General features: G+C 70.5%; 16 protein-coding genes. 12 read left to right on the plus strand and 4 right to left on the minus strand.

Annotation, left to right across the window (positions count from 1 at the left end):
- Positions 1 to 100 precede the first annotated feature (100 nt).
- From WI697_RS20880 to WI697_RS20890, 3 genes are read left to right on the plus strand one after another with little or no spacing between them, the layout of a single operon-like run.
- On the plus strand, positions 101 to 1,069 hold the full coding sequence (locus tag WI697_RS20880; protein ID WP_385998904.1) for an ABC transporter permease: 969 nt from the start codon (positions 101 to 103) through the stop codon (positions 1,067 to 1,069).
- Positions 1,059 to 1,871 (plus strand): ABC transporter permease, encoded by an 813-nt coding sequence (locus tag WI697_RS20885; RefSeq protein ID WP_345959821.1) that lies wholly within the window; start codon positions 1,059 to 1,061, stop codon positions 1,869 to 1,871. The genes WI697_RS20880 and WI697_RS20885 overlap by 11 nt, the downstream gene beginning before the upstream one ends.
- 29 nt (positions 1,872 to 1,900) lie before the next feature.
- Positions 1,901 to 3,328, plus strand: coding sequence for a gamma-aminobutyraldehyde dehydrogenase (locus WI697_RS20890; RefSeq protein WP_345959855.1), 1,428 nt, complete (start codon positions 1,901 to 1,903; stop codon positions 3,326 to 3,328).
- 82 nt (positions 3,329 to 3,410) lie between these two features.
- On the opposite strand, the gene WI697_RS20895 is transcribed toward WI697_RS20890, so the two are convergent.
- A complete protein-coding gene (locus tag WI697_RS20895) occupies positions 3,411 to 4,568 on the minus strand; it encodes a glycosyltransferase family 4 protein (protein WP_345959822.1) in 1,158 nt (385 codons plus the stop codon).
- A gap of 207 nt (positions 4,569 to 4,775) precedes the next feature.
- Between WI697_RS20895 and glmU the strand changes: the two genes are divergently transcribed.
- Positions 4,776 to 6,140: a bifunctional UDP-N-acetylglucosamine diphosphorylase/glucosamine-1-phosphate N-acetyltransferase GlmU gene (gene glmU / locus WI697_RS20900; protein ID WP_345959823.1), complete on the plus strand. Its 1,365-nt coding sequence runs from the start codon at positions 4,776 to 4,778 to the stop codon at positions 6,138 to 6,140.
- Between the two features lie 14 nt (positions 6,141 to 6,154).
- Here the strand turns inward: glmU and WI697_RS20905 are convergent, their stop codons facing one another.
- Complete coding sequence (locus WI697_RS20905) at positions 6,155 to 7,504, minus strand: alanine/glycine:cation symporter family protein (protein WP_296714254.1); 1,350 nt, start codon at positions 7,502 to 7,504, stop codon at positions 6,155 to 6,157.
- 250 nt (positions 7,505 to 7,754) lie between these two features.
- Between WI697_RS20905 and WI697_RS20910 the strand changes: the two genes are divergently transcribed.
- The 6 genes from WI697_RS20910 to plsY all read left to right on the plus strand — a co-directional run bounded on the left by WI697_RS20910 (position 7,755) and on the right by plsY (position 13,815).
- Positions 7,755 to 8,681 carry an AEC family transporter gene (locus tag WI697_RS20910; protein WP_062763460.1) on the plus strand — a complete coding sequence of 309 codons (927 nt, stop codon included), beginning with the start codon at positions 7,755 to 7,757 and terminating at the stop codon, positions 8,679 to 8,681.
- A gap of 223 nt (positions 8,682 to 8,904) precedes the next feature.
- Positions 8,905 to 9,753, plus strand: coding sequence for an ABC transporter ATP-binding protein (locus WI697_RS20915; protein WP_345959856.1), 849 nt, complete (start codon positions 8,905 to 8,907; stop codon positions 9,751 to 9,753).
- Positions 9,753 to 10,565: an ABC transporter permease gene (locus tag WI697_RS20920; RefSeq protein WP_345959824.1), complete on the plus strand. Its 813-nt coding sequence runs from the start codon at positions 9,753 to 9,755 to the stop codon at positions 10,563 to 10,565. The genes WI697_RS20915 and WI697_RS20920 overlap by 1 nt, the downstream gene beginning before the upstream one ends.
- Positions 10,566 to 10,726: 161 nt before the next feature.
- Positions 10,727 to 11,662, plus strand: a complete 936-nt coding sequence (locus WI697_RS20925; protein WP_014746061.1) for an aspartate carbamoyltransferase catalytic subunit — start codon at positions 10,727 to 10,729, stop codon at positions 11,660 to 11,662.
- A gap of 123 nt (positions 11,663 to 11,785) precedes the next feature.
- Positions 11,786 to 13,129 carry a dihydroorotase gene (locus WI697_RS20930; protein WP_082828433.1) on the plus strand — a complete coding sequence of 448 codons (1,344 nt, stop codon included), beginning with the start codon at positions 11,786 to 11,788 and terminating at the stop codon, positions 13,127 to 13,129.
- Between the two features lie 50 nt (positions 13,130 to 13,179).
- Positions 13,180 to 13,815 carry a glycerol-3-phosphate 1-O-acyltransferase PlsY gene (gene plsY / locus WI697_RS20935; RefSeq protein WP_345959825.1) on the plus strand — a complete coding sequence of 212 codons (636 nt, stop codon included), beginning with the start codon at positions 13,180 to 13,182 and terminating at the stop codon, positions 13,813 to 13,815.
- Here plsY and WI697_RS20940 read toward each other — a convergent pair.
- Both WI697_RS20940 and WI697_RS20945 read right to left on the minus strand, forming a co-directional pair.
- Positions 13,800 to 16,523, minus strand: a complete 2,724-nt coding sequence (locus tag WI697_RS20940) for an AMP-binding protein (protein WP_345959826.1) — start codon at positions 16,521 to 16,523, stop codon at positions 13,800 to 13,802. The genes plsY and WI697_RS20940 overlap by 16 nt on opposite strands.
- Positions 16,520 to 17,518: a uroporphyrinogen decarboxylase family protein gene (locus WI697_RS20945; RefSeq protein WP_345959827.1), complete on the minus strand. Its 999-nt coding sequence runs from the start codon at positions 17,516 to 17,518 to the stop codon at positions 16,520 to 16,522. Before WI697_RS20945 ends, WI697_RS20940 begins: the two co-directional genes overlap by 4 nt.
- Positions 17,519 to 17,722: 204 nt before the next feature.
- On the opposite strand from WI697_RS20945, the gene dprA reads away from it, so the two are divergent.
- Together dprA and topA are read left to right on the plus strand one after the other, a co-directional pair.
- Positions 17,723 to 18,868 (plus strand): DNA-processing protein DprA, encoded by a 1,146-nt coding sequence (dprA, locus tag WI697_RS20950; RefSeq protein ID WP_345959828.1) that lies wholly within the window; start codon positions 17,723 to 17,725, stop codon positions 18,866 to 18,868.
- A 99-nt stretch (positions 18,869 to 18,967) separates the two neighbouring features.
- Positions 18,968 to 21,805, plus strand: a complete 2,838-nt coding sequence (topA, locus tag WI697_RS20955) for a type I DNA topoisomerase (protein ID WP_345959829.1) — start codon at positions 18,968 to 18,970, stop codon at positions 21,803 to 21,805.
- The last annotated feature ends 57 nt before the right edge of the window (positions 21,806 to 21,862 follow it).

Genomic DNA, 21,862 nt, shown 5'->3' on the forward strand with positions numbered 1-21,862 from the left:
GGCGAGGGCGCCAATCTCATGCACGAAGATCATCCTTCGAGCGCAACGCGGCGACCCTCTCCCGGCTATCAGGCCAAACATCCTATCAGGAGACGGCCCGATGAGTGGAATTCATACAAGCACCGCCGCCGCGGCCGCCCCGCCGACCGCCATGGCAGGCGGTCCCGTCCGCCGGCTCTCGGACCTGCTGCTGCGTCGCAGGCGCCTGCTGCTGCTCTCTCTGCTGGTGCCGCCGCTGCTCTGGCTGGGCGTGGTCTATCTGGGCGCGCTCTTCACCCTGCTCGCCCATTCGCTGTTCTCGATCGACGAATTCGCCGGCACGCTGATCTACGAGCCGACGCTCAAGACCTTCGGCGAGTTGATGCGCCCGGCCAATCTCGACATCGTGCTGCGCACGATCGCGATCGCCTCGGTGGTGACGGTGCTGGCGGCGGTGATCGGCTTCCCCGTCGCCTGGTATGCCGCCCGCTATGCCCGCGGCCGGATGAAGGCCGCCTTCTATCTGGCGGTGATGATGCCGCTCTGGTCCAGCTATCTGGTCAAGCTCTACGCCTGGAAGCTGCTGCTGGCCAAGGAAGGCGCGATCGGCTGGTTCGCGGACCGGCTGGGCCTCGCCGGCCTGCTCGATGGCTGGCTGTCCCTGCCGCTGGTGGGCGGGCCGTCGCTTTCGGTCAGCTATACCGGCATGGTGGTGGTGTTCCTCTATCTCTGGCTGCCCTTCATGATCCTGCCGATCCAGGCCGCACTGGAACGGGTGCCGGCCAGCATGATCGAGGCCTCGTCGGATCTGGGGGCCACGCCCGGCCAGACCTTCCGCAACGTCGTGCTGCCGCTGGCCATGCCGGGGGTGGTGGCGGGCGGCATCTTCACCTTCTCGCTCACCCTCGGCGACTACATCGTGCCGCAGGTGATCGGCACCTCGGCCCTGGTTCTGGGCCAGGCGGTCTACATGCAGCAGGGTGTCGCCGGCAATCTGCCGCTCGCCGCCGCCTTCGCGGTGGTGCCGATCCTGGTCATGGCCCTGTTCCTGACGGCGGCCAAGCGCATGGGGGCCTTCGATGCGGTCTGACCTCTCCCGCCCCTCGCGCGGGCTGAAGCTCGCGGCCGGCTTCGGCATCCTGTTCATGCATCTGCCGCTGGCCTTCATCGTCCTCTATGCCTTCACGACCGAAGAGAAGTCCTATGCCTTCCCGCCGCCGGGGCTGACGCTCAAATGGTTCGCGGTGGTCTGGGGGCGTCAGGACATCTGGGATGCGGTCGGCCTGTCGCTGAAGGCGGCCGCCATGGCCACCGCGCTGGCCCTGGTGCTGGGCACGCTGGCCGCAGGCGCCCTTGCCCGCTTCTCCTTCTTCGGGCGCGAGCCGGTGACCCTGCTGCTGATCCTGCCGATCGCGCTGCCCGGCATCGTCACCGGCATGGCGATGCGCACCGCCTTCGGCGTGGCCGACATCCCCTTCTCGTTCTGGACCATCGTGCTCGGCCACGCGACCTTCTGCATCGTGGTCGTCTACAACAACGCCGTCGCGCGGCTGCGCCGGCTCAACCCGTCGCTGATCGAGGCCTCGATGGATCTCGGCGGCAACGCCTTCCAGACCTTCTTTCACGTGATCCTGCCCAACACCGCGACGGCGCTGCTCGCGGGCGGCATGCTCGCCTTCGCGCTGTCCTTCGACGAGGTCATCGTCACCACCTTCACCGCCGGTCAGCAGTCCACCCTGCCGATCTGGATGCTGTCGGAACTGGTGCGCCCGCGGCAGCGGCCGGTGACCAATGTCGTCGCGGTGCTGGTCATCATCGTCACCTTCCTGCCGATCCTCGCCGCCTATTACCTCACCCGCGGCGGCGAAGCGGTCGAAGGCTCCGGAAAATAGGAGACCGTCCGATGGATGCGAACACGCCCCTGGACACGCGCATGCTGATCGGCGCCGATTTCGTCGCGGGCACCGACACGCCCGAGACGATCCTGAACCCCAAGACCGAAGAAACCCTGCTCGACCTGCCCGAGGCCTCCCCCGATCAGGTGGATGCGGCGGTCGCGGCGGCCGGCCGGGCCTTCGGCAGCTGGTCGCGCACCACGCCGGCCGAACGTGCCGCCCTGCTGCTGAAGCTCGCCCAGCGCATCGAGGACGAGGCCGAAGGCTTCGCGGCGCTGGAGGCGCTGAATTGCGGCAAGCCGCGCCATGCGGTGCTCGCCGACGAGATGCCGGCGATCGTCGACTGCTTCCGCTTCTTCGCCGGCGCCGCGCGCTGCATGCACGGCGCGGTGGCGGGCGAATATCTTGCCGGCCATACCTCGATGATCCGCCGCGATCCGGTGGGTGTGGTCGCGTCGATCGCGCCCTGGAACTATCCGCTGATGATGGCGGCCTGGAAGCTCGCCCCGGCGCTCGCCGGCGGCAACACCGTGGTGATCAAGCCCTCGGAACAGACCCCGCTCACCATGCTGAAACTGGCGGGTCTGATCGCCGAAATCTTCCCCGAAGGGGTGGTCAATGTGGTGGTCGGGCGCGGTGAAAGCGTCGGCCAGCGGCTGATCGATCATCCGGGCGTGTCGATGGTCTCGCTCACCGGCGACATCGCCACCGGCAAGAAGGTGCTGACCGCGGCGGCGCGCTCGGTGAAGCGCACCCATCTGGAACTGGGCGGCAAGGCGCCGGTGATCGTGTTCGACGACGCCGATCTGGAGGCGGTGGTCGAAGGCGTGAAGATCTTCGGCTACTACAATGCCGGCCAGGATTGCACCGCCGCCTGCCGGATCTATGCCGGGCCGAAGATCTACGACCGGCTGGTCGCCGATCTGTCCTCGGCCGTGCAGGGGCTTCGGTTCGCACAGGCCGACGACAGCCAGAACGATATCGGCCCCTTGATCTCCGCCCGTCAGCGCGCCCGCGTCGCCTCTTTCGTGGAGCGGGCGAGCGAGCTGGATCATGTGGAGATCACCACCGGCGGCCGCCAGGCGCCGGGCCGCGGCTTCTTCTACGAACCGACGGTGGTCGCCGGCGCCCGCCAGTCCGACGAGATCGTCCGCCGCGAGGTTTTCGGGCCGGTGGTCTCGGTCACCCGGTTCTCGGATGTCGACGAGGCGGTGGCCTGGGCCAATGACAGCGATTACGGCCTCGCCTCTTCGGTCTGGTCCAGCGACGTGAAGAAGGCGCTGGCGACGGCCTCGCGCCTGCAATACGGCTGCACCTGGGTCAACTGCCACTTCATGCTGACCAACGAAATGCCCCATGGCGGCATCAAGCAGTCCGGCTATGGCAAGGATATGAGCATGTACGCGCTGGAGGACTACACCGTCGTCCGCCATGTGATGGTCAAGACGGTCTGACCGCAGGCCTCGTCCCGGACAGGCTCCCCGGACTGACCCCGGACATGCCGGTGTCGGTCCGGGATCCCGGCGAGGATCGCGCTCAGCCCTGGGCCAGGGCCCGGGCATAGACGCCGAGCGTGCGCTCGACCATCGCCTCGACCGAATATTCCCGGGCAAGCCCGCCCGCCGCCTCGGCCATGCGGCGGCGGGCGGGTTCGTCGGCGAGCAGCCCGGCCACCGCCGCCGCCATCGCCTGAACATCGCCCGCGGGGGTCACGATGCCGGCCTGGCCCGTGCCATGGACCTCGCGGGCGCCGCCTGCATCCATCACCACCGCCGGCAGCCGGCGGTGCAGGGCCTCGATCAGGGTATAGGGCAGGCCCTGCCAGCGGCTGGGCATGACCAGCAGGTCGAAGGCGGCCATGGCCCGGGCACCGTTCTGCACCCCCAGCCAGGCCATCCGGTCGATGCCGCGCCGCTTCGCTTCGGCGCGGATCCGGCCGGCATCGCGGCCGTCGCCGACCACCGCCCAGACGGGATCCAGCCCCATCTGCCGCACCGCCTCGGCCAGTGCCGGCAGCCGGTCGGCGCCCTTTTCGGCGACCAGCCGGCCGACGAAGCCCACCACCAGCGCGTCCTGGGGCAGGCCCAGTTCGGTGCGGGCCTGGGCGCGGGTCACCGGTTCGGGCGGTGCGATGCCGTTCGCCACCCGCTCCAGCCGGCGGCGATCGATTTTCAGATATTCCCGGGCATGGACGCGCTCGTCCTCGGAGACGGCGATGATCCGGGTCGCGCGCGCGGCCAGCAGCCGTTCCCGCAGCCCGGCGGTGATCCGCCCGATCATGCCCCGGTCGGGGTCGAGCGTCGCCAGGCCGTGTGGGGTGTAGACCCTTGCCCGGATCCGCTGCCGCCGGGCCGCCAGCAGGCCCAGCAGCCCGGCCTTGGACCCGTGAAGATGCAGCACGTCCAGCGGCCCCGAGGCCGCGATGATCGCACCGAGCGCCGCCAGATCCCGGCGGTCGCCCGGATGCAGATCGGGGCGCATCGACAGCTCCACCGTCTCCACCCGCCCGCCCAGCTGGCGCAGCCCTGCCAGGAAGGGGCCGTCGGCACGTTCGGCCGACCAGACCAGGGTGACCTGATGGCCGCGCGCCGCCATGCCCTCGGCCAGGTCGATGACATTGCGCCCGGCGCCCCCCAGGGTGGCCTCAATCACCTGCAGAACGCGCAAGGGGCGGTCGAAACGGACACCGGTCATGAGGGGGGCTTTCTGGTACGGCGCGATGTGGCTGTGGATGAATGGCGGCGGGGATCTTCGGTCGCCGCCCCGTCCCCGTCAATCCCAGGCGCCGTCAATCCCGGGCGCCGTCAATCCAGGGAGCACTCGCTGCGGGCTGGCAGTGCCGCCCGTGCCGGGCTATCGTCGGCCCTTCCGTTTCTGCCTGTCTTCGCTGAGGCCGTTTCCATGACCCGGATCACCTGCATCGTTCTCGCCGCCGGCAAGGGCACACGTATGCGTTCCGACCTGCCCAAGGTGCTGCATGCCGTGGCCGGGCGCGCGATGGTGCTGCATGTGATCGACGGCGCGCGAAGCCTGTCGCCCGTCCGGATCGCGGTGGTGGTGGGTGCCGGTGGCGATCGGGTGCGGGCGGTGCTGGCCAGGGCCGCCCCCGACGTCACCGTCCACGACCAGACCGAGCAGCTGGGCACGGCCCATGCGGTGCTGGCCGCCCGGCCGGCGCTGGAGGCGGCCGCCGCCGATGGCGGCGACGTCATGGTGCTTTATGGCGACACGCCGCTGATCCGGCCCGAAACCCTGGCCGCATTGGCAGAGGCCCGGCGCGTGCAGGATGCCGCGGTTGCGGTTCTGGGCTTCCGCCCGGCCGATCCCGGCGCCTATGGCCGGCTCAAGCTCGATGCCGATGGCCGGCTGGAGGCGATCGTCGAGTTCCGGGAGGCGACAACCGAAGAACGCGCCATCGGCCTGTGCAATTCCGGGGTGATGTGCCTGGATGCCGCAGCCGCCCTGTCGATCCTGGACCGGATCGGCAACGACAACGCCAAGGGCGAATACTATCTGACCGATGCGGTCGCCATCGCCCGGGCCGATGGCCGCAGCGCCGTGGCCGTCGAAGCCGCCGATGCCGACGAGGTGCTGGGCGTCAATGCCCGCAGCGAGCTTGCCGCGGCCGAGGCCGCGCTGCAGGCCCGGCTCCGGCTGCGCGCCATGGACGAGGGTGCGACGCTCATCGCCCCCGAGACGGTCTTCCTGTCGGCCGATACCTGCATCGGCCGCGACGTGGTCATAGAGCCGAATGTGGTGATCGGCGCCGGGGTCAGCATCGCCGACGGGGTCGTGATCCGCGCCTTCAGCCATCTGGAGGGCTGCACCGTCGACGGCGGTGCGACGGTCGGTCCCTTCGCCCGGCTGCGGCCGGGGGCAGAGCTTGGCCGGAACGCCCATGTCGGCAATTTCGTCGAGATCAAGAATGCGACGCTCGGCGAGGGCGCCAAGGTCAACCATCTGTCCTATGTCGGCGATGCCCGGATCGGCGCGCGCAGCAATCTGGGCGCGGGCACCATCACCTGCAATTATGACGGCGTCGGCAAATGGCAGACGGTGATCGGCGCCGATGCCTTCATCGGCTCCGACAGCTGCCTGGTGGCGCCGGTGACGATCGGCGACGGCGCCTATATCGCCACCGGTTCGGTGATCACCGAAGACGTGGCCCCGGATGCGCTGGCCATCGCCCGCGGCCGCCAGGTGGAAAAGCCCGGGCGCGCCGCAGAGCTGCGCGCCCGGTTCAGAACCCGTGCGGGCAAGGACTGATCGGCAGAGGCCGATCAGGCCTGGCCGGCCTTCCAGGCCTTCACGGTGGCGAACACCGTGCCCGACAGCGCCAGCAGGGCGATGAGGTTGGGCACCGCCATCAGCGCGTTCAGGATGTCGGCGATGGTCCAGACCAGGCCCAGATCGGCCACGGCGCCCGCGAACAGGGCAGCCACCCAGGCCAGCCGGTAGGGCAGGATGACCTTGGGGCCGAACAGGAACTGGGCGCAGCGCTCGCCGTAATAGCTCCAGCCCAGAATGGTGGTGAAGGCGAACAGCACCAGGCCGATGGTGACGATCCAGCCGCCGAAACCGGGCAGCCCCGCCTCGAAGGCCGCGGAACTGAGCGGGGCGCCGCTGGTACCCTCGGTCCACAGGCCCGACATCACGATCACCAGCGCCGTCATGGTGCAGACGATGATGGTATCGATGAAGGTGCCGAGCATCGCGATCAGGCCCTGGCGGACCGGATCATTGGTCCGGGCGGCGGCATGGGCGATGGGGGCGCTGCCCAGGCCCGCCTCGTTCGAAAAGATGCCGCGGGCGACGCCGAAGCGGATCGCGGCCATCACCGTCGCCCCGGCAAAGCCGCCGGCCGCCGCGGTGCCGTTGAAGGCGCCGTCGATGATCGTGGCGAAGGCCGCCGGCACCCGGTCGATGCCCAGCAGGATGACCAGCGCCGCGCCGCCGATATAGAACACGGCCATCGCCGGCACCAGTTTCTCGGCCACGGCACCGATCCGGCGCACGCCGCCGATCACCACCACGAAGACCAGCACCACCATGACCAGACCGCTGACCCAGAGCGGCACGCCGAAGCTGTGTTCCATGGCGGTGGAGATGGAATTGGCCTGCACCGTATTGCCGATGCCGAACCCGGCCAGCATGCCGAACAGGGCGAAGAGCAGGCCCAGCCAGGCCCATTTCGCGCCCAGCCCGTTGCGGATGTAGTACATCGGCCCGCCGACATGGGCGCCGGACAGGTCGGTTTCGCGATATTTCACCGCCAGCACGGCTTCGGAAAACTTGGTCGCCATGCCGAAAAGCGCGGTGATCCACATCCAGAACACCGCCCCCGGGCCGCCGAGCGCGATGGCGGTGGCGACGCCGGCGATATTGCCGGTGCCGATGGTGGCCGACAGCGCCGTGGCCAGCGCCTGGAAGGGGCTGATCTCGCCCGCCACGGCCGTATCGCCCGGCTTGCGGCGCCCGAAGGCCAGCGCGAAGCCGGTGCCGATGCGCCGGAGCGGCAGGAAACCAAGCCCCAGCATCAGATAGACGCCGGTGCCCAGCAGCAGCACAAGCGTCACCGGCCCCCAGACGACGCCCGAGACGGCGCCCAGCAGTTCGTTCAACTCGGTCATCTTCACCTCTTCTTCCGGCGCGGGGGCGGCCGGCGCGGGTCGAAAGCCCCCCGCGAGGTTCATCTTGCCGCCAAGATTGGCCGCTGACCGGTGATGACGCAACCTTTCCGCACCCGAACACCGTTCAATTCCGCAGGGCCGTGCAGGATCGGAGCACCGTTCCGCCACCACGGGGATTGCACCCCCGGTCGGCGCGGATCATGCTTAGCTCCCCCGCCTGCCCCCCCGCCCGCTCCCGCCGGATCGCCCGATGACCGAGACCTTCCTCGCCCTTCTGCCCGTCTTTGCCGTCATCCTGCTCGGCGCCGGGCTCAAGCGGGCGAAGATCCCGGGCGATGCCTTCTGGCCGATGATCGACCGGCTGACCTATCTGGTGCTGTTTCCGGCCCTGCTGATCACCAGCACCGCCCGCGGCGCCTTTCCCGCCGCCAGCGCCGTGCCGATGGCCGCGGCGCTCACCGGCGGCATCCTGATCATGGCGGGCGCGCTGGTGCTGATCCGCCGGCTGCTGCCGGTGGACGGGCCGGGCTTCAGCTCGGTCTTCCAGGGGGCGCTGCGCTACAACACCTATGTCGCCTTCGCCGCCACCACCGCCATCGCCGGCAAGCAGGGCATGGCGCTCGCCGGTCTTGCGGTGGCGGCGATGGTGCCGCTGCTGAACCTGATTTCGGTGATCTGCGTGGCGGCCTGTGCCGTCCCGCCGGGCGAGGATGCGCCGCAGCACCCGCCTTTGCTGCGGCTGATCGTCACCAACCCGCTGATCATCGCCTGCGCGATCGGCATTCCGCTCGGCGTCTCGGGGCTGGGCCTGCCGCCGGTGGTCGACGGCGTGCTCGACATCCTGGCCCGCGGTTCTCTGCCGCTGGCGCTTTTGTCGGTGGGCGCCGGGCTGTCGCTGCGCCTGGACGGCCGGGCCGCCTTCGCCATCGGGTTCTCGACCGCGATCAAGCTGCTCGGCATGCCGCTGATCGCCCTGCTGATCCTCTGGCCCTTCGGCGCCGACGACACCACCCGGGTGGTTGCGGTACTCTTTGCCGCATGTCCGACGGCGACGTCGGCCTATATTCTCGCCCGCCAGCTTGGGGGCGATGCGCCGCTCGCCGCGGCGGTCATCACCGTCAGCACCTTCGCGGCGCTGATCACCATGCCGCTGATGCTGGCCCTGGTCGTGCCGTGACGCCCCGCACAGCTTTCGGCTTGACCTCGTGCTTCCAAGGCGTTACCGCCAAGCCCAAAGGCGCCGCCGCGTGCCGGAACGAGACGATCATCCGCCGCAGGGACAGGAAACCGTGAGCCAGCCGAGACAGTCCAGGTCCGTCGCCGCCACCGATCCCGCCCGCCGCAGCGCCACAGCCGATGTGGCCGCGGCCCTGATCGGCGTGACCAAGCGCTATGGCGCGATGGCCGCGCTGGACGGCATCGACCTGACGCTTCACCGCGGCGAGGTGCTGGCCCTGCTCGGCCCCAACGGGGCCGGCAAGAGCACGGCGCTTTCCCTTCTGCTGGGCCTGCGCAAGCCCGATCAGGGCCGGGTGGAGCTGTTCGGCCGCAGCCCCGACGATCCGGCGGCGCGCGCCATGGTCGGCGCCACCCCTCAGGACACCGGCTTCCCCGAAACGCTGAAGGTGGGCGAGGTCATCGATCTGGTCTCGGCCCATTATCCGAACCCGGTGCCCAAGGCGGAACTGCTCGACCGTTTCGGCCTCACCCCGCTTGCCGCCCGCCAGACCGGCGGGCTGTCCGGCGGGCAGAAGCGCCGGCTGGCGGTGGCGCTCGCCTTCGCCGGCCGCCCGGCCGCGGTCTTCCTCGACGAGCCGACCACGGGCCTGGATGTCGAGGCGCGGCGCATGCTCTGGGCGGCCGTCGACGGCTATGTCGCCGGCGGCGGCACGGTGCTGCTCACCACCCATTATCTGGAAGAGGCCGAGGCGCTCGCCCGGCGGATCGCGGTGATCGATCAGGGGCGCGTCGTCGCCGAAGGTGCGCTCGACGACATCCGCGGCCGGGTCAGCCTGCGCCGGGTCCGCTTCACCGCCGCCCATCTGCCGCCGCTCGACGCCAAGGCGCTCGGGATCGAGCGGGTCGAGCGCTCGGGCACCGAAATCGTCCTGGTCACCGCCCGCGCCGACGACACGGTTCGCGCCCTGGTGATGAGCGGGGCGCCCTTCTCCGATCTCGAAGTCCGGGCGGCAACGCTCGAGGAGGCGCTGATGTCGATCGTGCGCACCGGCCGTGGGGAGGCTGCGTGATGGCCGGAACCGAAACCACCCGCCCGCAGCAGGCCGGTCTCGCCCAGGCGGGGGCGGCGCCCGCCGCACCCGGTTTCGGCCGGCTGTTCGGCGCGCATCTGGGGGCCAATCTCAAGGAACTCGGCCGGTCCAGCTCGTTCGCCATGTCGACCGTGGCCATGCCCTCGCTGCTCTACCTGTTCTTCGGCGCCACCAACGCCTCCAACCCGGCCGAGGCCGGGCGCCTGGCCGCCGCCTGGGGGCTGTTCGGCGTGCTGGGGGTCGCCTTCTTCCAGTTCGGCGTCGGCGTCGCCCAGTCGCGGGAACGGCCCTGGTTCACCTATCTGCGCACCCTGCCGGCCGGCGGCGGCCCGCGCATCGCCGCCCAGGTGGCGACCGCGCTTGCCTTCTCGCTCGCGGCCGTGGCCCCGGTCATCCTGCTCGCGGTGCTGATCAACGGTGCCACGCTCACCTTTCTCGCCTGCCTGAAACTGCTGCTGGTGCTGGTGCTGGGCGGCGTGCCCTTCGCCCTGCTCGGCCTCGCCATCGGTTTCAGCGTCACGGCCCGGGCCAGCGTGCCGATCGCCCATCTGGTCTATTTCCCGCTGGCCTTCCTGGGCGGGCTGTGGCTGCCGCCCGACATGCTGCCCGCGATCGTCAACCAGATCTCGCTGCTCACCCCCACCCGGCACTATGCCGAACTGGCCTGGAGCGCCATTGCCGACGGGCCGCTGCCGCTGGTGCACTGGGCCTGGCTGCTGGGCTGGGGCATCGTCTTCGCCTGGGTGACGCTGATGGCCTATCGCCGCGACCGCGGCCGGCGCTTCGCCTGACAGGCCCCACGCGCATCAGGGCTTGCAGCGGACTTGCAGAGGCGGTCCCCGCTCCCGTATAGTCCGCCGCCGAGGTGCGGAAGGGTCCTTCCGCGCCCGCCGTCGCACGCGCACGGCCGGCGACAGCCGCTCGCCGGGCCGTCGGGTCAAGGGACTGCCACATGGACACCGGCTATGCACACCGCCACCTGCTCGGCATCGAGGGGCTGACCGCCGACGAGATCGGCTATCTTCTCGACCTGGCCGACGGCTATGTCGATCTGAACCGGCAGGCCGAAAAGAAGCGGTCGACGTTGAAGGGCCGGACGGTCATCAACCTGTTCTTCGAGAACTCGACCCGCACCCGCACCTCGTTCGAGCTGGCGGCGAAGCGGCTCGGTGCCGACGCGATCAACATGTCGGTGGCGACGTCGAGCGTGAAGAAGGGCGAAACCCTGATCGACACCGCCCAGACGCTGAACGCCATGCATCCCGACATCCTGGTGGTGCGCCATGGCGACAGCGGCGCGGTGAAGCTGCTCTCGGAAAAGGTCCATGCCGGGGTGATCAATGCCGGCGACGGCAATCACGAGCACCCGACCCAGGCCCTGCTGGATGCGCTGACCATCCGCCGCCGCCGCGGCCGGATCGCCGGGCTCAAGGTCGCGATCTGCGGCGACATCCTGCACAGCCGGGTCGCACGTTCGAACATCCACCTGCTGAACGCCATCGGCGCCGAGGTGCGGCTGATTGCGCCGCCGACCCTGGTGCCGACCGCGATCGAGCGCATGGGTGTCAAGGTCTACAACCGGATGGAAGAGGGGCTTGAAGGCGTCGACATCGTGATGATGCTCCGCCTGCAGCTGGAGCGCATGCACGGCGCCTTCATCCCCTCGATCCGCGAATACTTCCACTTCTACGGCCTGTCCTACCAGAAGCTGGCGGTGGCCGCCCCCGATGCGCTGGTCATGCATCCCGGACCGATGAACCGCGGCGTCGAGATCGACAGCGAGCTGGCCGACGACATCGACCGCAGCGTGATCCTGGACCAGGTGGAGCTGGGCGTCGCCGTGCGCCAGGCCTGCCTGGACGTGCTCTGCCGCAACCTGCCAGCCTGATCCGTCGCCTGATCCCACAGCCGGCCCCCCGACAGCCGGACAGCCGGACAGCCGGACAGCCGAGGTTTTTCAGGGCCGGTCCCGCACCTGCCCGCCGCTTCTCCCCCAAGGGACATCTGCGTCATGCCCACGCCCGTCTTCGCCGAAACGACGCCCGACCGCAGCCCGATGCCCGGCCGGGTCGCCTATGTCAACGCCCGGCTGATCGATCCGGCGACCGGCACCGACCGCATCGGCACGCTGCTGACCGAGGGTGAGACCATCGTCGATATCGGCCAGGGCCTCTTCGCCGACGGCGTGCCCGAGGGCGTGCAGGTGGTGGACTGCACCGGCCTGGTGCTGGCGCCGGGCCTGGTCGACATGCATGTCCATCTGCGCGAGCCGGGCCACGAGCACAAGGAAACCATCGAAACCGGCAGCCGCGCCGCGGCGGCCGGCGGTGTCACCACCATCGCCTGCATGGCCAATACCGCGCCGGTGATCGACGACATCGCGCTGGTCGATTTCATCCGCCGGCGGGCGCGCGAGACGGGCCTCGTCAACGTGCTGCCGGTGGCCGCGATCACCAAGGGGCTGAAGGGTGAACAGCTGGTCGAGATGGGCCTGCTGGCCGAAGCCGGCGCCGCCTATTTCAGCGATGACGGCCTGCCGGTCCGCGACACGCTGGTGATGCGCCGGGCATTGTCTTATGCCGGCGGCATGGGCCTGCTGGTCGCCCAGCATGCCGAGGATCACAGCCTGGCCGGCTGCGGCTGCATGAACGAGGGCGAGACCGCCACCCGGCTCGGCCTGCCCGGCATCCCGTCGGCGGCCGAGACCGTGATCGTGGAGCGCGACATCCGCCTGCTGGAGCTGACCGGCGGCAAGGCCCGCTATCACGTCGCCCATATCTCCACCGCCGAGGCGGTGGAGGCCGTGCGCCAGGCCAAGCGCCGCGGCCTGCCGGTGACGGCAGAGGTCACCCCGCATCACTTCACGCTCGACGACCGCGCGGTCGGCGACTACCGGACCTTCGCCAAGATGGCGCCGCCGCTGCGCGCCGCCCGCGATGTCGACGCCATGATCGAAGGCCTGGCCGACGGCACGATCGATGCGGTCGCAACCGACCACGCCCCCCACGACCAGGACAGCAAGCGCGTGCCCTTCGCCCATGCCGCCAATGGCGTGGTCGGGCTGGAAACCATGCTGCCGCTGACCCTGGAACTGGTCCGCGACGGCCATATGTCGCTGATCGACGCGGTGGCGGCGATGACGCTGAAGCCGGCCGATCTGCTCGGCATCGCCGCCGGCCGGCTTGCAAAGGGCGCGCCCGCCGATCTGGTGCTGTTCTCCACCGAACATGAATGGGTGTTGAATGCGGCCCTGCTGCATTCGAAGTCCAAGAACACCCCCTTCGATGGCCGCACCCTGCGCGGCCGGGCGCTGCGGACCGTGGTCCGCGGCCGCACCGTCTTCCAGCTCGCCTGATCCCGCAGGCTCTCACCCCAGCCCCCTGATCCCCGCAGGAGCCCCCGCCCATGGCCGCAGAGACCGCCCCCTGGCTGCTCGTCATCGCCGCCCTGGGCGGCTATCTGCTGGGCGCCATCCCCTTCGGTCTGGTGCTGACCCGCATGGCCGGGCTCGGCGATGTCCGCAAGATCGGCTCGGGCAATATCGGTGCCACCAATGTGCTGCGCACCGGCAACAAGCCCCTGGCGCTGGCGACGCTGATCCTGGACAGCGGCAAGGGGGCGGCCGCCACCCTGATCGCGCTGGCCCTGCTCGGCCCCGATGCGGCGCTGGCCGCCGCCGGCGGCTCGGTTCTGGGCCATCTCTTCCCGGTCTGGCTGGGCTTCAGGGGCGGCAAGGGCGTCGCCACCGGGCTCGGCGTGCTGCTGGCCGCCGACTGGCGGATCGGTCTTGCCGCCTGCGCCATCTGGCTGGCGACGGCTTTCCTCACCCGCTTCTCGTCGCTGGCGGCGTTGGTCGCCTTCGCCGCCGCCCCGGTGCTGTCGTGGTTCCTGGCCACGCCGGAGCTGGCCGGCGTCACGCTGTTCATCGCCGTGCTGGTCTTCATCCGCCACAAGACCAACATCGCCCGGCTGCTGGCCGGAACCGAACCGAAGATCGGGAAGAAGAAGGACGGGGCCGGGACGGATCAGGCGGAGGGCTGATCCGGCCAGGCGTCCCCGATCGCGGCCACGATGCGCGCAAGATTGGCCTCGTCGGTCGCGAGCGCTACATGATCGCCTGCAACCTCCACCAGCCGGACATCCGGCGACACCCTGTCCCAGCCCAGAAGATGGCCATGCCCGGCATACGACGACCGGGTATGCGATGTCACGATCAGCAGCAGACGGCAGTGAAGCCGTCCCGGCTGCCATCCCACGATCATGGCCCGGCGGATGGCCGAAATCAGCGCCCGTTCCACCCGGATCCGGTTCCGGCGTCCCGGTGCCGCCCGCCGGGCCATGGCCGCGACCAGCCTGAGCGGCCGATGGTCAGGCCTCTGCGCCAGGGTGAAGAACAGCTTCGACATCGGCTGGCCGATCCCGCGAACCAGCCGACGTCGGAAACCCGGCGACGGTTCGGGGATCCTGCCCGCCTGCAGCAGGGATGCCGCATCGTCATGACTGGCGACGATGTCGCCGACCACCACCATCCCGGCTGTCAGCCCCCGTGACGCCAGGATCTGCGCCGCGGCGACCGCCAGCCGCCCGCCGAAGGACAGACCGACCAGGCCGAAATCGGGTGTGGCGCCGCCGGGTCCGGCAGCACCGGTCAGATGGGCGGCGATCCTGTCGGCCACCTCCGCCGCCAGATCCTCGATGCTCCGCCGCCTGGACAATTCCGCATCCAGGTCCGGCAGGGCCACCAGACGCACCGTCGCCATCCCGGCGCAGCGCGCGGCCAGGACGATCAGATGCCGGGCCATGCCCATCACCCCCGGCACGAAGAACAGCATCCGGGCGGTCGCGGCACCCAAGGGGTCGCGCAACGCCCGGCGCAGATCGGCCGGGGTCATCGCGCCGTTCAGCAGGGTGACCGGCAGCGGCCGACCGGCCAGCGTTTCGACCCGTGCGGCGAAGCGCATCAGCTCCAGGCTGTCGCCGCCCAGTTCAGAGAAGGTGACGCCGGCCTGTGGGGCAGAGGCGCCGAACATCTCGGCCCAGGCCCTGTCGACGGCATCGGCGAGCGCGGGTTCACCCGTCCCGCCGGCCGGTTCCGGCACGGGCGGCGCAGAAGGTGCCGCCCCCAACCCGGCCAGGCCGTCGGCAAGGCTGCGGCCATCCAGCTTGAAATTGGCCAGCCGCGGCAGTTCCGCCATCACCAGCAGACGCCGCGGCACCAGATGCGGCGGCAGCTCCGCAGCCAGCCGGCCGCGCAGGGCCACAGGGTCGATCAGCCGCCCCGGCGCCGGCACCACCACCCCCGCCAGGGCCGTCTCGCCCTGCGGTGTCCGGTCCGGCAGAACCGCGGCATCCCCCACCCCCGGCAGGGCGCGCAGGGCCGCCTCCACCTCGGCCGGCTCCACCCGATGGCCGCGGATCTTGAGCTGACCATCCGCCCGGCCCAGGAATTCCAGCTGCCCGTCGGCGCGGATCCGGCCCAGATCGCCCGGCCGCAGCCGCCGTGCCCCCGGCGCCACATCGCCGCCGGTCAGAAAGGTGGCGGCGGTCAGCTCCGGATCCCGCCAATAGCCTGCGGCCATATAGCGGCTTTCGACCTCGATCTCCCCGATTTCGCCATCCGGAACCGGCCGGCCCGCGGCATCCACCAGCCGCATGCGCCGATCTGCAACCGGCCAGCCGACCGGCACCACCCCGGCGGTGGGGCAGGTCTCGCGATCGATCAGCCAGTGCCGGTAGATGGTGGCATTCTCGGTGGAGCCGATGCCGACATAGATCCGGGCATCGGCCGGCGCATCGGCAAAGACGCGCGCCAGATCGGCGGCAAGGATGCGCTCCCCCGCCAGATAGGCGACACGGATGCCGCCCAGCGCCGCCGGGCCGGCCCCGCCATCGGCCAGGACACGCAGCACCGTCGGCATGGCGTGAAAGATGGTCGGGCGGGTGGCCGCGAAGCGCCGGCCGGCGGCGGCGACGCCTTCGGTTCTCAGATCCACCGGAATGACGGCGGCCCCGGCCAGCAGCGCGCCATACATGTCGCGAATGGCACCGTTGACCGCCGGCGAATACAGCCAGGTCAGGCGATCGGCGGCAGAGATGTCCAGAACGTCCCGATACTGAAAAACGTCGTGCAGCAGCCCCCTCTGGGTCTGCCAGACCCCCTTGGGGCGGCCGGTGGAGCCGGAGGTGTACAGAACATAGGCGGCATCATCCGGCCCGCCCCGGGGCGACCAGCCGGCCGGCGGCGGCGCCAGATCGTCGATGGCGAGCACCGTGGCCCCTGCGGCCGTGGCCGCCGCCATCAGCTCCGGCCGCCCGGCTGCGGTCGCCCGATCGGTCAGCACCAGCCGCACCCCGGCATGGCCCAGGATCAGCTCGTTGCGGGCTGCGGGAAAGGAGGGATCGATCGGCACATAGGGCCGCCCGGCCGCAAGCGCCCCCAGCAGGGCCGCCAGGCAGCCGGCCGAGGCGGGGATCGCCACCGCCACAGGCTCCGGCTCCTCTCTGGCCGGCCCCTCTCCGGCCACCCCCTCTCTGGCCGCCGCCCTCCGGCCGTCGACCGCCCAGGCGATCCGCAGCGCCTGTCCCAGCAGGTCGCCATAAGTCGTCGCAGCCCCGGGCCCCAGAACCGCAGGGGTGCTGGGGGCGCGGGTCGCCTGATCGGCAAAGACCGCGAAGACCGGCCGTTCCAGACGGTCGGGCGCGATCGGCACCAGCAGCGCCTCGGGCGTCGCGGCAGGCCCCCCGGTCATGTCGCCACCCGGCGCAGCTGCCGCATCATCCGCGCCGCAGCCCGCAGATCCACCGACAGCGGCAGCACGCAGGCACTGGCCAGGACCAGGCCCCCGGCCCCCGGCCCGGCGCGCAGCCGGTCCACCACCGCAGCCAGATCGCGGCCGCCCCGGCCGATCAGCCGGTGGTCAAGCCCCACGGCCGGCAGGGCCCCGGCCAGCGCCTGTGCCGGCAGCGCTTCCAGCACGGCCTGATCCAGATGCACCGCCCAGCGCGCCACCCCGGCGGGCAGGGGCCACCAGGCTGCGGCATCGGCCTCGTGAAGATGCAGCATGTTGAACCCCAGCCCGTCCGCCGCGGCCATCACGCGGCGGTCGGTGTCGTCGATCGCGGCCGCCAGCCGGTCTCCGGCGGCACCTGCGGGCAGGGGCCAGCGGCCGTGGCCGCGATGCTTCGCGGCAAGATAGACCCCGTCGGCCCCCGCGGCCGCAATCGCCGCCACCAGCCGCACGGCCCGCCCGGCAACCGCGTCCAGCGCCGCCATCACGGCCTCGGGCGCCTCGGCCAGATGCCGGGCCAGCACATCCGCCGGTGCCAGCTGGGCCAGAACCGTCGCCGGGGCGAACAGCGTGGTCAGCAGCGGCACCGGCCGGGTGCGGGTCGCCGCCATATCGGCGGTCGCCTTCAGAACCGCCTGCTCGCGCGGATGCCAGGGGGCTGCCGCCGCGGCCTGCCCGACCCCCGCCCAGTCCGCGACGGCCGCGACCGGGCGGTGCAGAATGGTGCGCAGGCCCACCGGATCCGGCCGCCAGCAATCCGTCAGGCCGAAAGCCGCCGCCTGCCAGGTGCCGGCCGGGGTCAGCTTGATCAGGTCGCCCTCAAGCCGGCGGTCCAGATCACGCGTGGCGGTGACCAGGGCCGGGGCGGAGACGTCACGCCGCGGATGATGTCGCCACAGCGCGACCTTCGTCCGGCGCCCATCCGCCCGCCATCCTGTCCCGGCTCTGCCAGACACGGTCTCACCTCTCATTATCTGCTTGTCTGCGGATCTGCCTGGTATGAAGACCGCCGCACCCTACCCCGAGCCGCGCCCCCGCGGCCAGACCGGAGCGGCAGGTTCCGGCGCCGCCCGGTGTTGAATCTACAACTGAAAAGCGACATACGCGCATAATTCCTGGATCATTGACGCGCAACGGGATGCACATGCATCCTGTGGCCCATGTCCAGAACCCGCGTCGGCGGGCTGACGCGGGCGGAGCGCCTCGACTGGTTGAGGTTGATCCGGACCGAGCAGGTCGGCCCCATCACCTTTTTCGACCTGCTCGACCGCTACGGCAATGCCGCGGCGGCGCTGGAGGCCATTCCGGAGCTGGCGAAACGCGGCGGCAGGTCCCGGCCACTGACCCCGCCCTCGCGCAGCGCGGCAGAGGCGGAACTGCGCCGGATCACCGCGGCCGGCGCCCGGCTGGTGGCATTGGGCGAGCCCGGCTATCCGCCGCCGCTCGCCCGCATCCCCGACCCGCCGCCCCTGCTTCAGATCCGCGGTCATGATGCCGTCGCCACCGCACCGGCGGTGGCCCTGGTCGGCGCCCGGTCCGCCGCCCTGCCCGCCATGCGCCTCGCCGGCCGCATCGCCGCGGATCTGGCCGCGGCGGGTGTGGTGGTGGTCTCAGGCCTTGCCCGCGGCATCGATGCCGCCGCCCATGACGGTGCCCTGCGCGCCGGCCCGGGCGGTGCCGGGACGATGGCGGTGGTGGCGGGCGGGATCGATGTGGTCTACCCGCCGGAACACGCCGCCCTCCAGGCGCGCATCGCGGCCGAAGGGCTGCTGGTCGCCGAACAGCCGCCGGGCACCGAACCCCAGGCCCGTCATTTTCCCCGCCGCAACCGGATCGTCGCCGGTGCCACACTCGCCACCGTGGTGGTCGAAGCGGCGCCGCGCTCGGGCTCTCTGATCACGGCCCGGCTTGCGGGCGATTATGGCCGCGAAGTGCTGGCGGTGCCGGGCTCCCCCGCCGATCCGCGTTCGGAAGGCGCCAACCGGCTGATCCGCGACGGCGCAACCCTGGTCCGCGATGCCGCCGACGTGCTGGAGGCGATCCGCCCGCTGATCGACCGGCCGCTTGCCGAACCGGTCATGGAGACGGCCGTCGCCCCGCCGCCCATGGCCCCGGATCCGGCGGAACTCGACCGTGCCCGACGCGAAATTCCCCGCCGGATCGGCGCGTTTGCCGCACGTCTCGACGATCTCGTCCATGAGTCCGGCTTGACGGCGGCGACCATTCTCACGATTTTGTTGGAACTGGAACTTGCCGGGCGGCTCGATCGCCTGCCCGGACAGAAAGTGTCGCTGAGCATGGGCTGATCCCCGCGCCCCGGCCGCGGCGCGAGGAAGGCCCGACGTTCCCTTCGTCAGATGGGTACCGGCGGGTCCGTTGAAGCGCGGAGACCAGCAAGGCAGCTCATGAAGGTCGTCGTCGTCGAATCGCCTGCGAAAGCCAAGACGATCAACAAGTATCTCGGCGATGACTTCAAGGTCCTCGCGAGCTACGGCCATGTCAGCGATCTGCCGGCCAAGGATGGATCGGTGCGTCCGGACGAGGACTTCGCGATGACCTACGAGGTCGATCCGAAGTCCGAACAGCATCTGAAGGCCATCGCCAGCGCGCTCAAGGGCGCCGATCAGCTCTTCCTCGCCACCGACCCGGATCGCGAGGGCGAGGCGATCAGCTGGCATGTCCACAATGCCCTCACCCGGCGCGGCGCGCTCAAGGGCGTGCCGGTCAAGCGGGTGGTGTTCCACGAGATCACCAAAAGCGCGGTGCAGAAGGCGATCGCCAACCCGCGCGACATCGACATGAACCTGGTCAACGCCCAGCAGGCGCGCCGGGCGCTGGACTATCTGGTCGGCTTCAACCTGTCGCCGGTGCTGTGGCGCAAGCTGCCCGGCTCCCGCTCGGCCGGCCGCGTCCAGTCTGTGGCGCTGCGGCTGATCTGCGAGCGCGAGGCCGAGATCGAGGCCTTCCGCAGCCGGGAATACTGGACGATCGATGCCGAATTCGCCGCAGGCGAGCGCCGGCTGCTCGCCCGGCTGCACGCGCTCGACGGCAAGAAGCTCGACAAATTCGCCCTCGGCTCCGAGGAAGAGACCAAGGCTGTGCTGGGCAGGCTGGAGGCGCTCTCCGACTGGCGCGTCTCCGACGTCGAGCGCAAGCAGGGCCGCCGCAACCCGGCGCCCCCCTTCACCACCTCGACCCTGCAGCAGGAAGCCAGCCGCAAGCTCGGCTTCTCGGCCAAAAAGACCATGCAGGTCGCCCAGAAGCTTTACGAGGGCATCTCGCTCGGCCGCGAGACCGTCGGTCTGATCACCTATATGCGAACCGACAGCGTCAACCTGTCGAACGAGGCGGTGGCCGCGATCCGCGACATGGTCGACCAGGTCCACGGGCCCCGCTACCTGCCCGACCGGCCGCGCAGCTTCGCCAACAAGGCCAAGAACGCCCAGGAAGCGCATGAAGCCGTGCGCCCGACCGACGTGTTCCGCCGACCGAAAGAGATCCGGTCCCATCTCGACGACGACCAGTTCCGGCTCTACGAGCTGATCTGGAAGCGCACGGTCGCCAGCCAGATGGCGGCGGCGATCCTGGATCAGGTCGCGATCGAGGTGACCGACGGTGCGAAGGTCGCGACCTTCCGCGCCACCGGCAGCGTCATCGCCTTCGACGGCTTCCTGGCGCTTTACCAGGAAGGCCGCGACGACGAGGAAGAGGACGAGGAAAAGCGTCTGCCGAATTTCGAGCGGGCCGAACCGCTCGATCGTGGCCCGCTGAAATCCGACCAGCATTTCACCGAGCCGCCGCCGCGCTATACCGAAGCGACGCTGGTGAAGAAGCTCGAGGAACTGGGCATCGGCCGCCCGTCGACCTATGCCTCGATCATCTCGGTGCTTCAGGACCGCAACTATGTGGTGCTGGACAAGAAGCGCTTCGTGCCCGAAGACCGTGGCTGGCTGGTCACCGCCTTCCTGGTCAGCTTCTTCGACCGCTATGTCGAATATGATTTCACCGCCCGGCTCGAGAACGAACTCGACCAGGTGGCCGAAGGCGAGGTGGACTGGAAGGCCGTGCTGCGCGCCTTCTGGGACGCTTTCCACATGGCGATCGACGGCACCAGCGATCTGAAGATCTCCGACGTGCTGACGGCGGTCGAGGCGCGGCTCGAATCCCATGTCTTCCCCGACAAGGGTGACGGCAGCGATCCGCGCGCCTGTCCGGCCTGCGCCAATGGCCGGCTGTCGCTGCGCCTCGGCAAGTTCGGCTCTTTCGTCGCCTGCTCCAACTATCCTGAGTGCAAGTTCACCCGGCCGGTCGGCGGTGCCGCCGGCACCGGTGACGGGGCATCGGAAGCCGGCGCCACCGGGCTGGATGTCGGCCCCAAGCATCTGGGCGACGACCCGGCGACGGGCCTGCCCGTCACCCTGCGCAAGGGCCCCTATGGCGTCTATGTCCAGCTGGGCGACGGCGGCAAGGGGGAAGAAAAGCCCAAGCGCGCCTCGCTGCCCAAGGGGCTGACGCCCGAGGCGGTCACCCTCGACATCGCCCTCGGCCTGCTGGCCCTGCCGCGCGAGATCGGCCAGCACCCCGAGACCGGCGAGATGATCACCGCCGGCATCGGCCGGTTCGGCCCGTATCTGAAGCATAACGGCGCTTTCAAATCGCTCACTCCCGACGACGATGTGCTGACCATCGGCATCAACCGGGCGGTCGCCCTGCTCGCCGAGGCACCCAAGGGCCGCGGCGGTTCGGTCGCACCGCTGCGCGTGCTGGGCGAACATCCCTCGGGCGGCGAGATCGCGCTCTACAAGGGCCGCTACGGGCCTTATGTGAAGCATGGATCGGTGAACGCCACCCTGCCCCGCGCGGCCGATCCCGAGGCGCTGACGCTGGACGAGGCCGTGGCCCTGGTCGATGCCCGCGCGGCCGCGACCGGCAAGAAGGCAAAGCCGGCGAAGAAGGCGTCCGCATCGAAGGCCAAGGCCGAGAAGCCCGCGGCCAAGGCGACGAAGGCATCCACCGCCAAGGCCGCCACCGCCACCAAGGCCAAGGCCGCGCCGAAGCGCAAGGCCGCCGCAGCGGCCGAGCCCGACGAGGTGCCTTTCGACGATGCCGTGCCGGCGAAGGCGGCTGCGAGCAAGGCGGCGCCGAAGAAGGCGACCGCCCCCAAGGCGGCGGCTGCGAAGAAGCCCGCGCCGAAGAAGCCCTCGCCGAAGAAGGCTGCCGCGAAGACGAGTGCCGCCGGCTGAGGCCGGCGGCAACCTTTCGCGCCCCCGGATGTTCGCCCGAAACAGCGGGCACCGACC

Source organism: Tistrella mobilis (genome assembly GCF_039634785.1).
GTDB lineage: Bacteria > Pseudomonadota > Alphaproteobacteria > Tistrellales > Tistrellaceae > Tistrella > Tistrella mobilis.